The 16,336-nt window shown below is 44.3% G+C and carries 12 protein-coding genes; 11 read left to right on the forward strand and 1 reads right to left on the reverse strand.

Features of this window, described 5'->3' with window-relative positions; all coding sequences use genetic code 11:
* The first annotated feature begins 469 nt into the window (after window positions 1-469).
* The 5 genes from QZ998_RS10920 to QZ998_RS10940 all read left to right on the forward strand — a co-directional run bounded on the left by QZ998_RS10920 (window position 470) and on the right by QZ998_RS10940 (window position 7,530).
* Complete coding sequence (locus tag QZ998_RS10920) at window positions 470-1,840, forward strand: glycoside-pentoside-hexuronide (GPH):cation symporter (RefSeq protein ID WP_296560540.1); 1,371 nt, start codon at window positions 470-472, stop codon at window positions 1,838-1,840.
* A gap of 85 nt (window positions 1,841-1,925) precedes the next feature.
* Window positions 1,926-2,906, forward strand: a complete 981-nt coding sequence (locus QZ998_RS10925; RefSeq protein WP_296560541.1) for a uroporphyrinogen decarboxylase family protein — start codon at window positions 1,926-1,928, stop codon at window positions 2,904-2,906.
* A gap of 134 nt (window positions 2,907-3,040) precedes the next feature.
* Entirely contained in the window at window positions 3,041-4,435 is a 1,395-nt protein-coding gene (locus QZ998_RS10930) for an SLC13 family permease (protein WP_296560542.1), read from the forward strand.
* A 214-nt stretch (window positions 4,436-4,649) separates the two neighbouring features.
* Window positions 4,650-6,788, forward strand: coding sequence for a clostripain-related cysteine peptidase (locus tag QZ998_RS10935; protein WP_296560544.1), 2,139 nt, complete (start codon window positions 4,650-4,652; stop codon window positions 6,786-6,788).
* A 274-nt stretch (window positions 6,789-7,062) separates the two neighbouring features.
* Complete coding sequence (locus tag QZ998_RS10940) at window positions 7,063-7,530, forward strand: NAD(P)H-dependent oxidoreductase (RefSeq protein WP_296560546.1); 468 nt, start codon at window positions 7,063-7,065, stop codon at window positions 7,528-7,530.
* Window positions 7,531-7,695: 165 nt separating this feature from the next.
* Here the strand turns inward: QZ998_RS10940 and QZ998_RS10945 are convergent, their stop codons facing one another.
* Entirely contained in the window at window positions 7,696-9,327 is a 1,632-nt protein-coding gene (locus QZ998_RS10945) for an FAD-dependent protein (protein WP_296560548.1), read from the reverse strand.
* 256 nt (window positions 9,328-9,583) lie between these two features.
* Here QZ998_RS10945 and QZ998_RS10950 point away from each other — a divergent pair, with 256 nt between their 5' ends.
* The 6 genes from QZ998_RS10950 to QZ998_RS10975 all read left to right on the forward strand — a co-directional run bounded on the left by QZ998_RS10950 (window position 9,584) and on the right by QZ998_RS10975 (window position 16,189).
* Window positions 9,584-10,174 (forward strand): TetR/AcrR family transcriptional regulator, encoded by a 591-nt coding sequence (locus QZ998_RS10950; RefSeq protein ID WP_296560550.1) that lies wholly within the window; start codon window positions 9,584-9,586, stop codon window positions 10,172-10,174.
* Window positions 10,175-10,191: 17 nt separating this feature from the next.
* Window positions 10,192-12,267, forward strand: coding sequence for a chemotaxis protein CheA (locus QZ998_RS10955; protein WP_296560551.1), 2,076 nt, complete (start codon window positions 10,192-10,194; stop codon window positions 12,265-12,267).
* Window positions 12,268-12,282: 15 nt separating this feature from the next.
* The gene (locus QZ998_RS10960) at window positions 12,283-12,789 is read left to right on the forward strand and encodes a chemotaxis protein CheW (RefSeq protein ID WP_296560553.1); all 507 of its coding nucleotides are present in this window, start codon (window positions 12,283-12,285) and stop codon (window positions 12,787-12,789) included.
* 38 nt (window positions 12,790-12,827) lie between these two features.
* Window positions 12,828-14,507 carry a methyl-accepting chemotaxis protein gene (locus QZ998_RS10965; RefSeq protein ID WP_296560555.1) on the forward strand — a complete coding sequence of 560 codons (1,680 nt, stop codon included), beginning with the start codon at window positions 12,828-12,830 and terminating at the stop codon, window positions 14,505-14,507.
* 159 nt (window positions 14,508-14,666) lie between these two features.
* Entirely contained in the window at window positions 14,667-15,710 is a 1,044-nt protein-coding gene (gene cheB, locus QZ998_RS10970; RefSeq protein ID WP_296560557.1) for a chemotaxis-specific protein-glutamate methyltransferase CheB, read from the forward strand.
* 8 nt (window positions 15,711-15,718) lie between these two features.
* Window positions 15,719-16,189: a chemotaxis protein CheD gene (locus tag QZ998_RS10975; protein WP_296560558.1), complete on the forward strand. Its 471-nt coding sequence runs from the start codon at window positions 15,719-15,721 to the stop codon at window positions 16,187-16,189.
* The last annotated feature ends 147 nt before the right edge of the window (window positions 16,190-16,336 follow it).

The raw sequence follows: 16,336 nt of genomic DNA on the forward strand, positions 1-16,336 counted from the left end.
CGGATAGCGACTGCTCTACCATCCGAAATCGCCATAACTAAAAAGTCATTTGGCGCACTTCGATAAAGCGACAGCACAGTCACTTCTTTCCACTTAATTACGTTTACGGGTGCATTTTTCTGTCAACTTCTATATTTTTAGAAGTTTAAATGGCTATGTGTAATGGCTCAGCTGTATTTTTGAGCTGGGAAAGTTGAGAATATTATTTACTGTTTATTTAAAATATTGGTCGAAACTGTAAAAATCTTTAGTGGTTCATCGTTGAATTTTAAATAACGCAGAAGAAGTATTGAAAGAATTGAGCCATGACCCAAAAGCATGGTGCAAAATAAATCCCAGAGGAAGGGACGAGTGGATAAATAATTTATCAGCTGGCGGTTGGAATTATGGAATTTGACTGTTCATGCATCTTATGCAAACAGCTAATGAGAAGGAATTGTAGTTAAGTTTAAGCTAAAAGGAGAAAATTATGAACAAACCATTAAAAAAGTCGGCCATTAATCTTTATGGATTGCCGTCGTTCGGGTTTCAGACCATGGTCAATATTGAAGTCATGTTTTTTGCCGCATTTCTTACTGACTTTGCAAAAATACCAATGGCTTTGGTAAGTACCATCTTATTGGTAACCAGTATTGTCGATATTGTTGCGGTACCAACCTCAGGGGTGATATTAGAAAAAAGCAATATGAAATGGGGTAAATACCGTTCATGGCTTCTGGTTGGCCCACCCATCGCGGCACTCTTTTATATTTTGCAGTTTTCACAAATTGGTGGCACGGCAGAGATTAATGCCATTATCATCTTTTTAGGATTTGCCATCAGTCATCTGGTCTGGAATACATTCTATGCAGCTCACATTTCGATGAACAATTCTCTGACCACGATTCGGGAAGAGCGAATCTCCATGGCCAGTAACCGGGGGATGTTCAATGCTGCCGGGGCGCTAGTGTTTTCCTACTTTGGGGTAAAAGCAATTACCGCCATTGGTGCTGGTGTTGGTAACCCGGTTTTAGGCTATACCTATATGGCGGCTATTACCGGCGCGATTATGATTACTTGTAACCTCATTTATTATGTTATCACAAAAGAATATGCTCAAAGCGGTACTGAAGTACAAGCTGGAAAACCAGCTGAAAAGATGTCAGTTGTAGAAATGCTCAAACAAATTGTTGTTAATCCACCTTTGTTAGGGTTAATGTTAGTCGAACTGGGTAGATATTTGGGTCGATTTGTAATTTTCGGGATGGCATTCTACTACTTTAAATATGTCATCAACGATTTGCCGGGATTAGCTTTATTCATGACCGGATTAACGATTTCCAGTTTCTTTGCTGCAATGATCGCTGCGCCAGTTGCTAAGCGTCTGGGCGAAAAAACAACCTATATGATCGCACTGAGTCTTTTAGTTATCGGCTTACTGCTGGTATGGTTTATGCCGCTTGAGGCAACCGCATTCAAGATTATTATGTTTGTTGCTTATATCGGTTATGGTCTGCCTGATTCACTGGGTGTTGCAATGTACTCTGCAACGGTTGATTATGGTGAATGGAAAACGGGTAAAAACGCCCGAGGATTCATTATGTCACTGATCAGTTTCCCAATCAAAATATCAATCTTTATCCGTTCGGTAATTATCGCAGCAGTATTAGGTTCTGTTGGTTATGTCGCTGATATGGCTGTAACACCAGAACTGGTACAGGCCATTAAAAATGGCTTTGCCCTCTATCCAGCGATCATTATGGTTATTGGACTGGTACTGATGTTCGGATTGTATTCGTTAACTCCTGCAAAAATGGCAGAAATGAACAAAGAAGTCGCGCAACGAAAACAACAGCGATAAATCATATATTTCGACCGAAGTGGGTGATGCTCACTTTGGTTGAAATGATAAGGTTACTAGAAAACCATAAAAGGAGAAAAATAGTATGTTAACTAAGAGACAAAACCTCGTGGAAGTAATGAACGGTGGCAATCCGGATCGTTTTGTAAAACAATATGAAGCATTTGCATTAATGATGAAAACACCGATTAGCCGTATAAAACCGCCAGTGGGGGGGCAAATAGTCAATGAATGGGGGGTTACCTTGAGTTGGCCGGAAGGACAGCTCGGCTCATTCCCAGTGCATGACAAGGAGCATATTGTCATAAAAGATATCACCAAGTGGCGGGACTACGTCAAAGCGCCAAACCTGGAGTATCCCGACGAAGCTTGGGCAACTGCTATTGCCGAGGCCGATGCGGTTGATCGTAATGACAAATATGTCACTGTTTTTGTTGCCCCCGGTCTGTTCGAACACGTTCATTATCTGATGAGCATGGAAGAAGCTTTAATGGCCTATTACGAAGAGCCAGAAGCAATGCATGAACTGATTGACTACCTGGTTGATTTTGAACTGCGGCTGGCCAAAGAATTTGTCGATCATCTTCATCCGGATGCAGTTTTCCATCATGATGACTGGGGTAGTCAGATTAACTCCTTTATTTCACCGGCTATGTTCAAGGAATTTTTCGAGCCAGCTTACAAGAAGATCTATGGCTATTATAAGGATAATGGTGTCGAACTGATCGTCCACCACAGCGATAGCTTTGCTGCTAACTTGGTGCCATCAATGATTGAAATGGGCATCGATATCTGGCAGGGGGTTATGAACACCAATAATATTCCAGAATTGATCAAAAAATATGGCGATAAGATCACCTTTATGGGTGGCATTCACAGCGGCCTGGTAGATTTTCCCGGCTGGACACCAGAAATCGTTGCCGAGTATGTTAAGAAAACTTGTCAAGAAAATGGAAAACTGTATTTCATTCCGTCACAGACCTCCGGATTGCCGATTGATTCCTTCCCGGGTGTCTATGAAACAATTAATCGTGAAATAGAGAAAGTTTCAAAAGAAATGTTTTAGTTTAGGAAAATATGCGATTCAAATCTAATTTCTTAGATTTGATGAGGGTTTATAATTAAAGGCAGGAAGTCTTTTAGAAATCTGAATAGACTTCCTGCCCGTTTATTTTAAAGATAAAAATCTTGAGGTGGATTATGAACAAAAAACAGTTGTTCGGAATGATCATGAGTGTTGGGGTGCTGATTTCGGTTTTCCTGCTGCCGATCCCAGCAGGTTTAACAGATATCGGTTTTATTACCATTGGACTTTTAATTTTCTTTTTGATTATGTTAATTACAGAAGCGTTGCCGGTAGGGGTCATCTGTTTTTTAAGTCTGGCTTTACTGCCAATTCTAGGCGTAACAAAAAACCTTGGAACCGGTTTGGTTGGGTTTAGTAATACGATGCTGTTTTTTGTCCTGGCTTCATTTGGTCTGGCTGAAGCAGTGACATCAACACCAATTGTACAACGGGTTCTCCATATTTTACTTGAGAAGTTTGGAAAAGATGTAAAAACCTGTATCCTGGCAATCATGGTTGCTGGAGGGCTGATCTCATCGGTTGTCACAGATGTCCCAACAGTAGTTGTTTTCATGGGTATTGGGGCAAGTTTTTTAAAACTATTTAAAAACGAAGCGGATCGTCAAAAAACAGCCAGACCCCTGATGATTGGTATTCCCGTTGCGATCATGCTAGGTGGTGTTATGACGCCGGCTGGCAGTGGAATTAATATCCTGACCATCGGTTTATTACAGAATATCGCCGGTATTCAGATTACCTTTATTCAATGGATGGTTTGTGCTATTCCGATCGTGATACTAATGTTGCCATTGTCCTGGTTTGTATTGATGAAAATTTATCCGCCGGCTGAAATAGATCAGTCAGAAATACAGGAATATTTAAAAACCATTGCTGTAAAAGAAAAAATTTCAAAAACCGAGTGGAAGGTTATTACCATTGCATCAGGGATGATGTTCTTCTGGATCCTTAGTTCCTTTGTTCCAGGAATTGAGGTCACCATCGTTGCTTTAATAGGATGCTCTTTGTTCTTCCTGCCGGGGATCGAAGTTTTGACCTGGGATCGTTATATCAAAGCGGTAAGCTGGACGTCATTTATTTTAATAGGAACGGTTTTATGTATAGCCAATACGATTGTCGCCAATGGCGTCAGTGAATGGTTTGTAACCCACGTTTTGCCGACCAGTATGACCATCTCAACACTGGAGGGGGTATTCTTTGTATCAGCAATGTGTTTTGTCATTATGCTGGTTGTACCGGTTGCTCCAGCTCTGATTGGGGTGTTGACACCAGTAATTATCAGCCTGGCGGCGACCACCGGTATTCATCCGGCATTGCTGATTATTACCCTGGGGCTATGTGCTGGTAATTGTTATCTGTTCCCGATTGATACCATTCCGCTGATAACCTATACCGCTGGTTATTACAAGATGACGGATATGCCCAAGGCCACGGTTTGGTTGCAGCTGGTATTTATTATCCTCTGTACGCTCTGGTTACCGATTGGCGGAAAACTTGTTGGCCTAGCATAACGAATGGTTTTGAATTATTGGCAAAAATAACCTGTTTTTTATCATCGAATTTACTTTTCTAATTGTCCACATAGGAGTATAATAAACTTCAATGTAGTGCCAGAATCCAACCTGGAAAACCTTCAGACGACAGACAATGTCAGCTGAAGGTTTTTCGTGAATCAGGAACTGGTTATCCCAGCACAGCATGAAAAAGTTATCCAGGAGGTTAGAAATGAAAAAAAGATTGCTGGCATTTTTGATTGTCTTTGCCATGGTGCTGTCTTTGACAGCTTGTTCAGATGATCTTGGCGGGGGCGTCAGTACCCATAAAAACAGTGGACTTGATACGTCACTTAAGCGGAGCACTGATATGTTGGTGAGTTCCGGAGGTGAGTTGGAAATTCAGCGACTGACCCGAACTGAAACAAAAAAAATGGGCGACTCCGAAACCTGGACGATCTTTGTTTACATGTGCGGTTCTGATCTGGAAAGTGATGGTGGTCTGGCCACCATGGATCTGCAGGAGATGATTGATGGATCACCGTCAGACAAGACCCGATTTGTGGTTCAGACTGGTGGTGCCAATGCCTGGGATAATGATCTGGTTGATGATGCCATGACCCAGCGCTTTGTGATTGAAAACCACAACATCACAGAGATTGAGGCTGTGGCAGGGGCCAATATGGGCAGTGCCAAAACCCTGGCCGAATTTTTGGACTGGGGGGTAGCCACCTATCCCGCCGAAAAAATGGGGTTGATTTTCTGGAATCACGGCGGTGGTAGCATTACTGGGGTGTGCTTTGACGAGCAAAATGAAAATGACAGTCTTTCGCTGCTTGAAATTGAGAATGCCTTGACTTCAGTTTATCCCAAGATGACAGATGCCTTTGAATTTATCGGCTTTGATGCCTGCCTGATGGGAACCCTTGAAACCGGGAACATACTGGCACCTCACGCCCGTTATATGATCGCCTCGGAAGAATTGGAACCCGGCTATGGTTGGGATTACAAGGCCATTGGCAGTTTTATCGGTAGCAATCCCGCAGCTGGCGGTGCCGAACTAGGCAAGGTTGTGGTGGACTCTTTTTATGAAGCCTGTGTGGCTATCGACAGTCACAATGAAGCGACATTATCCTGCATCGACCTTTCTAAAATCGATGAGCTGGTGTATGCCTTTAATGATGTCGCCCGGGAAATGTATCATGCCACCAATAAAACCGATGTTTTGTCTACTATGATCAAAGGGATCACATCAGCTCAGAACTTTGGCGGTAATAACAAGTCCGAAGGTTATACCAACATGGTCGATCTTGGTTCGGTGCTAAAAAAGGTCACTGGAAATGTGGCGGGTACCGATAAGGCGCTGGCCGCCCTTGCGGATTGTGTGGTCTATATGAAAAACGGCAGAGACAAGGCCGATGCCCATGGTTTGGCAATTTATTATCCCTTAGCTGTTCAGGGCTCCGAGGAATTGTCTATTTTCAAGGATATCTGTGTCAGTCCCTACTACATGTCCTTTGTTGATAAGATGGCCTATGGCAGCGATACCAACGGCGATTTTGGAGCTTACAGCGATGCCGACTGGTTTGGCGCAAACTCGCTTTACTGGAGCGGTAGCTACGGTGAAGCGGTCGGGTCTGCTTACTGGTCTGATCTGGATCAAGCAACTACCTCAGCCTATAATTTCAATGAAGATGAAACGGCGGTTTCATTTTCGTCACTCCCAGCCATTAATGCCAATGGTATGTATGGCTTTACAATTTCAGCCGATACCCTGGATTACGTCGATGCGGTTTACTGTGACGTGTTTATGGACGCTGGCGATGGCGAGACCCTGATTGAATTGGGACTCGATGATAACATCACCGCCGACTGGAATACCGGAAAATTCGAAGATAATTTTAATGGCTACTGGATTTCGTTGCCAGATGGCCAACCACTGGCCACCTATATTATTGAACAGGGCGATAACTATAACGTTTATACCTCTCCGGTAATGCTCAACGGGATAGACACGAATTTGCGCATAAAAATAGACTTTGCCGCTGATGGGAATTATACCATCACCATTATTGGAGCCTGGGATGGCATCGATGCGGTCACCGGCCAAGCTGCCAAAGAGATTAAAAAGCTTAAACAGGGTGATCTGATCACACCGATATATTATTCCTACAACATCAATAATGATGAAGAAGGGATTTACGAAGGCGAATCATACACCTTCAATAATGATCCGGTGATCTATGAAGAACCGCTGGCAGTCGGTGATTATTATTATTCATTCCAGATCGATGATATTTTTGGTAGTTCCCTTTATACCGACTTTGAAATCTTTACAGTCGATGCCAATGGGGAAATATATTTTAATTAGTAACCAGTGTTAATAGAATTAATGTTAATTTAATGCAGTTTATCAAGGACAGCCTGAGATCAAAAAAATTGATCCCAGGCTGTTCTTTTAGAAGCCGTTCTTATCGGGGAATCGACAAAAAATAAAAATTCTTTGTGGAGTTAAAGAAAAGACTTGTAAAAAATGATAAAATGAGGTACCTTAGTGTCAATAAGAGAATAATTAATGACTACAAGTGGGGGGACATTATTCTTATACTAAACAGGGTCATATTCTAAGAGAATGGAGAGAGTAGATGAAAATTGGTATTATTGTATTTTCCAAAACCAACAATACGTTTTCAGTCGCTGAAAGGCTGCGGGGTGCCCTAGCTGAAAAGGGCCTGGATGTTGAAATTGAGCGGATTATTCCGGAAAATGATGATCCCGGGGTTAAGCCGCCGATAGTGTTTACCAATAAGCCCGATGTAGCACCCTATGATATGGTGATCTTTGCCAGTCCAGTTTGGGCCTTTTCGTTGGCGGGGGTGATGAAAGAATATCTTGAACAGGTTTCATCCCTACAAGGGAAAAAAGTCTTTAGTTTTGTGACTAAGCAGCTGGCATCTAAATTTACCGGCGGAATCAAGGCCAACCGGCAGATCAAGTCAGCGGTGGCAGCAAAAAATGGTATCGTCGAAAAGTCTTTTATTGTCAGCTGGAAGAATAAAAATAGAGAAGCCGAGATTAGCAGCTTGATCGCAGAAATCCTCAAAGCAGTTTAAGGGCAGTTTGGTTGGATTTAGTAAAGCAGAAAATGTAACTTGTAAAGAAAGAGCTCCTGGAGATTAATCTCCAGGAGCTCTTTTTTAAATAAAATAGCTTATCGGATTGGTCTTATATAAAGCGAAAACGATAAGCAACGAATGATCAGACCTGATCGGTTGTAATCAGGTTGCCTGATTTTCGAAGCTAAAGCGGGCGTAGCGCTGAATGACTTTTTCGGCAGTTTTAACCCCGTCCACCGCCGAAGACATAATCCCGCCGGCGTAACCGGCACCCTCGCCCATCGGGTAGAGTCCGGCAATATTGGCGAGATGGTCATCATTGCGGTTGATCCGAACGGGAGAAGAGCTGCGGGTTTCAACCCCAGTCATGACGCTGTCTGCCATCGCAAAACCGGCAATCTTTTGATCAAAATGAGGCAGCGCTTCCTTCATGGTAGCGACCACATAATCGGGCAGGCAGTCTTTTAACTGAGCCAGGCAAAGACCCGGGGTATAGGTGGGTTTGACCCGACCCCAGTGGCTACTCGGTCGGTCAGCTAGAAAATCGCCCACTAACTGAGCTGGCGCCTGGTAATTTCGGCCTCCCAGGGCAAAGGCCAGACCTTCCCAGTGTCGCTGAAAGGCCACCCCGGCCAGCGGATGACTGTCGCCGAAATCTTCGGGTTGAACCCCGACCAGTAGGGCGGCATTGGCATTTTCGCCATCCCGTCGGTGTTCGCTCATGCCGTTGGTGACGACGCCATTTGCTTCTGAGGCAGCGGCTACGACATAGCCGCCGGGACACATGCAGAAGGTATAGGCAGACCGTCCGTTGGGAGAATGATAGGAAAGTTTATAATCGGCGGCTCCTAACCCCGCACTGCCGGCGGCGGCTCCATATTGGGCACTGTTGATGAGAGGCTGGGGATGCTCAATTCGGACGCCAATGGAAAAGGCTTTCGGGGTCATCGTGACGCCTCGCTCGTGCAGAGTCATAAAGGTATCCCGGGCACTATGACCGATTCCCAGCAGGGCGACCTGGCAGGACAGGGTTTCCTGTTCATTAATGATCAATCCGGTGAGTTGGTCGTCCTCAATCAGAAAATCAGTGACCCGGGCGCGAAACCGCACCTCGCCACCACTTTTAATAATTTCCTGACGGAGGCTCTTGACCGTTTCCCGCAGCAGATCGGTGCCGATATGGGGTTTGCTGAGATAGAGGATTTCCTCAGGAGCACCAGCTTCAATAAACGCTTCCAGAATACTCCGGCAACGGGGATCATTGATCAGGGTGGTCAGTTTGCCATCGGAAAAGGTTCCGGCACCACCTTCCCCGAATTGGACATTGCTCTCCGGATCCAACTGACCGGTTTGCCAGAAGGTATCAATTTTGGCGGCGCGGATATCGACTGCATCGCCCCGTTCAAGAATAATCGGAGCGTATCCATTTCTAGCCAATATCAGACCAGCAAAAAGACCAGCGGGACCCAAACCAATGATCACCGGTCGGTGCTCCAAGCTGATACTCCCTGGTGTCACTGCTTGATAAGATAAATCTGGACTGGCGGTAATGCCGAATTTACCACATTTTTTTAGACAGGCTGCCTCATTTTTAAGGCTGGCATCGACTGTATAGACATAGGTCAGGGCATTTTTTTTCCGGGCATCAATGGATTTTTTGAATATCTGAAAGGTGATTAAATCTTTGGAATTAATTTTAAGTTTCGACACAATCGCTTTTTCTAAGGCCTCTTTTTCAATAGTATTATTTTTGGCCTGCTGGATTTGTAATTTTAAATTGGGAATTCGAATCATCCGATCCTCCTGTGGTGTTATTTTGATGGAAACCATTATAACATGGCTTTCGTCAAAATTATAAAAAAAATACTTAGCAGTGACAATACACTTAGAGAACAGCGAGATGGGCTTCTTGAGGGTTAGTGGTGCGTGGTAAAAGTTCAGTTAAAGGTCAAAAAAACGTTGAGAATCTCACAAAATAGTTGACAGGGAAGCAGAAAAGTGTATAATTCAAAACATAGGAGTAAGTATTCACTCCGCTAGGAGGGGAAACATGGAAAAATCTTTGATAAAAAGGCATGAAAGCATCATCGTCTCAACGATCCAAACCTTAAATGAGGTTGGTCTTCAAAATCTATCCACAAAACTGATTGCCAAGCAGGAAGGTGTTTCAGAAGGAACGCTATTTCGGCATTTTAAGACGAAAACCGAGATTATGTTGGCGGTAGTCGATCATTTTTCTCAGTATGACAATGCGATCATTGAAACCTGCAGTCAAAAGAACTTTTCACCATTGGAGGCAATACGTTATTTTTATAACGCCTATGCCGAATATTATCAGAACTACCCGGAAATAACAGCGGTGGTTCAAGCTTATGACAGTCTGATGTGTGATGTCGAACTGACCGAAAAAGTCAGTTCAATTATATATAAACGATCAGAGTTTATTATTAGAATGATTCAAGCAGCGATCGATCAGAAACATGTCCGCACAAATATTGATCCGACGATGCTTGAAAATATTCTCACCGGCGGCAGCAAGGAGATCTGTTTGAAATGGCGAATCGAAAAATATTCTTTTTCGATTAAAGAAAAGACTGCCGCAATGGTCGAATTAATTTTAAACGGTTGTATGAAAAATTGAGATAAGGAGGGACGCCATTGGCAGAGCAATATATGAATGACCCGATGCAGGAAGTATTCATTTTTGAAACATCCCAGCAATTGGAACAAATGGAACAGTCTGTGATAAAGACCGAGGCACTAGGCAGCTATCCCAGCGAAACGATTAATGAAATATTTCGAATCATGCATACCATCAAAAGCTCAGCGGCGATGATGCTGATTAATAACATGTCAATACTGGCTCATACCACCGAAGATATGTTTTACTTTATCCGGGAAGAAAAGCCTGCGGTTATCGATGTATCAACCCTATCAGACCTGGTGTTTGAGGGCATCGACTTTATGAAGCAGGAACTGGAAAAAATAAAAGCGGGAGCAGAAGCCGACGGTAATCCAGAAATTTTGACTGACAAGATTAAGGAACATCTCAAGCAGCTCAAAACGAATAATAATCTGACCGATTCCCAGGTTATCAATAATGAACCGGTAAAAGAAAAATATTATATCAGCTCTAATAAGGCGGCAAAAATCAGTGAACCCAAAAGCTATCAGGCTGTTTTGCAATTTGATGAAGATTGCGGGATGGAAAACATCCGGGCTTTTACCGTATTACATAATCTACAGGAGATCACCGAAGCTTTTAGAAGCACCCCGGAGGACGTCATCAACGATCCAGACTGTGTCGAGACCATTAAACGCGATGGTTTTATTTTACAAATTAACACCCCGGAGCCCAAAGAGAAATTGGAAGCTTTCTTTCACAGCATGGCATTTATTGATCAGATCAAAATTGTTGAGTTGGATAAGACCCGAGAAATACAAGAAGAAATCTGTGGTCTTCTTTCTGAGGATACCATTAGTGTTCCCCAACCTAAAGAGGCCTTAACAGCATGTCTTACCAACAAAGAGGTGCCAGTAAATAATGGTAATCAAAGCCAGGGCATGATTTCGGTTAGTGTTGAAAAGCTCGATAAATTGATGAATCTAGTCGGTGAGATGGTTATTTCAGAAGCGATGGTTACCCAAAACCCCGATCTTAAGGGTTTGGTTCTTGATAATTTTAGTAAATCTGCCCGGCAGCTCAAAAAAATCACCAACGAACTTCAGGATATGGTGATGTCCATTCGGATGGTGCCATTGGGACCGACTTTTTTTAAAATGAACCGGATTGTCCGTGATATCAGCAAAAAGCTTGGCAAAGAAATTAACCTTGAAATCCTCGGTGAAGAAACCGAGGTAGATAAGAATATCATTGAGCAGATCGGTGATCCGATGATGCATATCGTCAGGAATTCAGCCGATCATGGGATTGAAGCCGTTGAGACCCGGATCCGCCAGGGAAAACCCCGGATCGGTACCATCACCCTGGAGGCTAAGAACGCCGGCGGTGAGGTGTTGATCATCATCCGCGATGACGGCAAGGGTTTAAGCCGCGACGGTATCTTACAAAAAGCCCTGGAAAATGGCCTGGTCGGCGATGAAGCCGCCAATATGACCGACACCGAAGTGTTCAATCTGATTTTTTTGCCTGGCTTTTCGACCAAGGAAGCGGTGACTGAGTTTTCCGGTCGGGGGGTTGGCATGGATGTGGTGGCCAAGAATATTGAAGCGGTCGGCGGCAACATTCTGGTCGAAAGTGTGGAAGGCCAAGGAACCACGATTACCCTGAAAATTCCGCTGACCCTGGCGATCATTGAAGGGATGAATATCCGGGTCGGTGAAAGCTGTTATACCCTGCCAATTATGTCGATCAAAGAATCTTTTATTCCCAAAGCTGAGGAGGTCTTCCGAGACACGGATCAGAATGAGATGATCATGATTCGGGGCAAGTGTTATCCGATTATGCGCCTTAAAGAACACTATAAGGTTAAAACTGGGGCAACTGCGATCGAGGACGGCATTTTGATTATGCTGGAGGGGGAAACCAAAACGACCTGCCTTTTTGCCGATGAATTATTGGGTGAGCAGCAGGTCGTGGTAAAAACCCTGCCGAGGTATATTCGGCGGATGAAAAAAATTCAGGGTCTGGCTGGTTGTACCCTGTTGGGGGATGGTAATATCAGTCTGATTCTTGATGTTAATGGGCTGATTCAGAAACGGCTCAAAAATTAACGAGGAGGCGAAACGATGGCAGAAGCGTTTGATGAATTTGATGAACTGGAGCTGGAAGAAGATGATGAGACCGAAGAGGGGAAATATTTAACCTTTAATCTGGACAATGAAACCTATGGTCTGGAAATCACTTACGTCACCGAAATAATCGGAATCCAGAAAATAACTGAGGTACCGGAGCTACCGGAATATGTCAAAGGGATTATGAGTCTCCGCGGACAGATTATTCCAGTGGTCGATGTGCGGCTACGGTTTAGCAAACCGGAACGGGAGTACGATGAGCGAACCTGTGTGATCGTGGTTGAGATTTCTGATATTATGGTGGGGTTGATCGTTGATGGTGTTGCCGAGGTAGTTGCCATTCCCGAAGAAGAAATTGTTCCTCATCCGGATTTGAACGAAACTGATGAGCAACAATTTGTCAGAGGAATCGGAAAAGTGGGAACAGCAGTTAAACTTATTCTGGATTGTCAGAAACTGCTTGAGGATGATGAAATGGAAAATCACAATCAGGAAGCCTGATTAAAAATAAAATAAAACCTTGATGGAGGAAACGCAAAATGGAATTTTTTAGAAACCTTAAAATAAAACAAAAGTTAATCACCTGTTTTATTTTGTTGGCAGCGGTCACCGGGATTGTGGGAGTGTTTGGCATCTATACCATGAATGACATCAATACCCAATCGGAAAATATGTATCATAACAATCTGGTTCCGTCTCAAAAGCTGGCCAGCATTCAAGCGGCAATGCAAGACATTCGAGCCAATCAGCTGCTAGCCGTTTACGAACGCAATCCCGGTACCCTGCAAACCCGTCTGGATGCCATTAATGCGGCGGTAGAAAGTGATAATGTTCTGCTAAAAGAGTATGAAGCCACCATCCAGGATGATGAAAACAAGGCTCTGTATAATACCCTGAGCGACAGCCTGGTCTCCTACCGGGATTTGCGTAATGCCAATCTAGAACAGGTCAAAGCCCAGAAATATGATGAAGCAATGGTGGGACTCGGTGCGGTAACCCAGGCGCGCCTAGCTGTTGACAAAGATCTACAAGCCCTGATTGATTATAATACCAAGCTTTCGGAAGAAATTTTAGCTGAGAATACCGCCGAATTTAGAAGCCGGAGCACGGCCATGATTATTCTCATTGTTGTCGGTATTGGATTGGCCGTGGGACTCGGATTGATGATCGCCAATATGATCAGCAAGCCCTTACGACGAATGGTTGATTCCGCTGAGGAAATCGCTAATGGAAATTTGGATGTGGCAGTAAAAGTCGACAGTCGCGATGAAGTCGGTGAGTTGGGATTAGCCTTTATCAAAATGACTGATCATATTAATGAAATTATGACCAATATTGACTCAGCTGCTGAACAGGTCGCCGCAGGTTCTAAACAGATTGCTGATTCCAGCATGGGCTTGTCTCAGGGTGCTACCGAGCAGGCCAGCTCGATTGAACAACTGACCGCCTCGATCGAAGAAATTTCTTCACAGACCCGCCTTAACGCCGATAATGCCAGCGAAGCCAATGAATTGGCCGAACTCACCAGAGAAAACGCCGTTCAGGGAAATAATGAAATGAAACGGATGCTGGAATCGATGGAAGAAATCAATGAATCCTCAGCGAATATTTCAAAAATCATCAAAGTCATTGATGAGATTGCCTTCCAAACAAATATACTAGCCTTAAATGCTGCCGTTGAAGCCGCCCGAGCCCGACAACACGGTAAAGGATTTGCAGTGGTTGCCGAAGAGGTCAGAAACCTGGCTGCGCGATCGGCCGATGCGGCCAAAGAAACCACCCGGATGATTGAAGGATCGATTAAAAAGGTCGACGATGGTACAAAAATTGCCACCACCACTGCGGCGGCGCTCAATAAGATTGTTGACGATGTAGCAAAGGTTTCAGGCATTGTCGGGAACATTGCCTCAGCTTCGAACGAACAGGCGATTGGTATTTCCCAGATCAACCAGGGCATTATGCAGGTGTCTGAAGTCGTGCAAATGAATTCTGCAACCTCAGAAGAAAGTGCTGCCGCCAGCGAAGAGCTATCCAGTCAGGCCGTATTACTAAGAGAACAAGCAGCCCGGTTTACCTTAAAAAAAACCAGCCGCTATGCTTACCGGGAAGTTGATGAGCCAATAAATGCCAGTCGCACCAACCGCAGCGAGCCAGCTAACAATCCGGTCTCAAAACCAACTAGAATCGCCTTGACCGACAATGAATTTGGAAAATACTGAGCTTAAAAACCTGGAATCGGTATAAAAAAATAATTTATTAGGGTTATCTAATTAGTAAAGCCCAAACGTCAGTACAGCCGGAAAATCAAACCGTTGTCCCGCTAATCAGATTACTGGTGGGGGATGACGGTTTTTGAGGGGCAGAAAGGATCAGAAAAATTGCCAAAGAAAAATCAGATCAGCGTTCTCATTGTTGATGGCAACGCGTCCTTTCGGGAAATGTCAGCCCGTAGACTGTCAGCTGATCCGCAGATTGATGTGGTCGCTACCGCAAATGACGCCTTTGAGGCCCGGGATAAAATTCTCAGACATGATGTCGATCTGATTGTCTGCGAGGCAGAAATGCCAAAAATGAATGGTCTTGAATTTATTAAGCGGCTGCTGCCCCAATATCCCCTGCCAGTGGTGATTATCAGCACCAATCCCCAGAACGGCGCTGAAGCCAGAAGCGTCGGAGCTCAGGACTTTGTCGAAAAACCAAATCCCCGATCATCAAAAACCAGTGCCGATTTTTTTCTTGAGCTGGCCATGAAGATCCGCTTGGTAGCCAAAACGAGCCTTCCTGGGGGTAAATTAGCTGAACCAGAAGCTTGCAATAATCATAGCCGCCAATTATCTGGCAATGGGCGGTCTTCAGACCGGCTCATTGCCATTGGTGCGTCTACCGGCGGAACCGAAGCGATTTATCAGATTTTGAAAAATTTACGATCGGATTGCCCGGGTATTCTGATTGTTCAGCATATTCCACCGGTATTTTCAAAAATGTTTGCTGAAAGACTGGACACCCAAACATCTTTACGCTGCAAAGAAGCTCAAACTGGGGATTATTTGGAAGCAGGAAGGGTATATATTGCTCCAGGAGATCGGCATATGCGAATTAAACGGATTGGCCAAAAATATCGTATCGAAGTATTTGCCGGGGAAAAGGTTAATGGGCACTGCCCTTCAGTCGATACGCTTTTTGATTCGGTAGCTCGGGAAGCCAGCCATCGGGCAATTGGTGTGTTACTGACGGGAATGGGTAATGATGGCGCCAGAGGACTCCTGAATATCCGCCGCAACGGCGGTTACACGATTGGTCAGGATGAAGCATCCTCGGTGGTTTATGGGATGAACAAGGTGGCCTATAATATGGGCGCCGTTTCGGTTCAGTCGGCTCTGGAAAACATTCATCATTGCATTCTGAATGCATTAAAGGAATAGGTGAAACGATGACAAAAATTATCGGAATCGGCGAAATGGCCATTTCCAACCAGTCAAGCGATAAGATTAAGACCTTTGCGCTGGGCTCATGCCTGGGGATCACAGCCTACTCACCGATTCGAAAAGTTGGCGGGATTATCCATATTGCGCTACCCCGACCGGCTCGGATGGAGGATGCCATCGAACGCTATTGTTATTATGCCAGCACCGGACTGCCGTATTTTATTCAGCAGTTTTCCAGTGAATACGGGTGTTTAAAAAGTGAATTGGTGATCCGAATTTTTGGTGGAGCCGAATCGATGCGCAAAAACGATACCTTTAACGTCGGCCAACATAATCTGGAAATTACAAAAAAAATTCTCGAAGAAATGAATTTAGGTATTCAATATGCAGAAACTGGCGCCAGAGTCAGCCGTACCATTGAGCTGGAGGTTGGCAGTGGCGATATCAACATCTGGCATCAAAAGATGATTATCTAAAGGCGGCGGAATCCCGGTAGTTTTGAATTAACGAGCACATTCAAAAAGAGAGCAACAACATGCTAAAGGAGAAGGGATTGAATACTGAAGAGAATTGCATCAAAGCGTTTGATGCCATATCAGTTGGTGTGGTGATGATAGATGAAA

Source organism: uncultured Acetobacterium sp., assembly GCF_927416815.1.
GTDB lineage: Bacteria > Bacillota > Clostridia > Eubacteriales > Eubacteriaceae > Acetobacterium.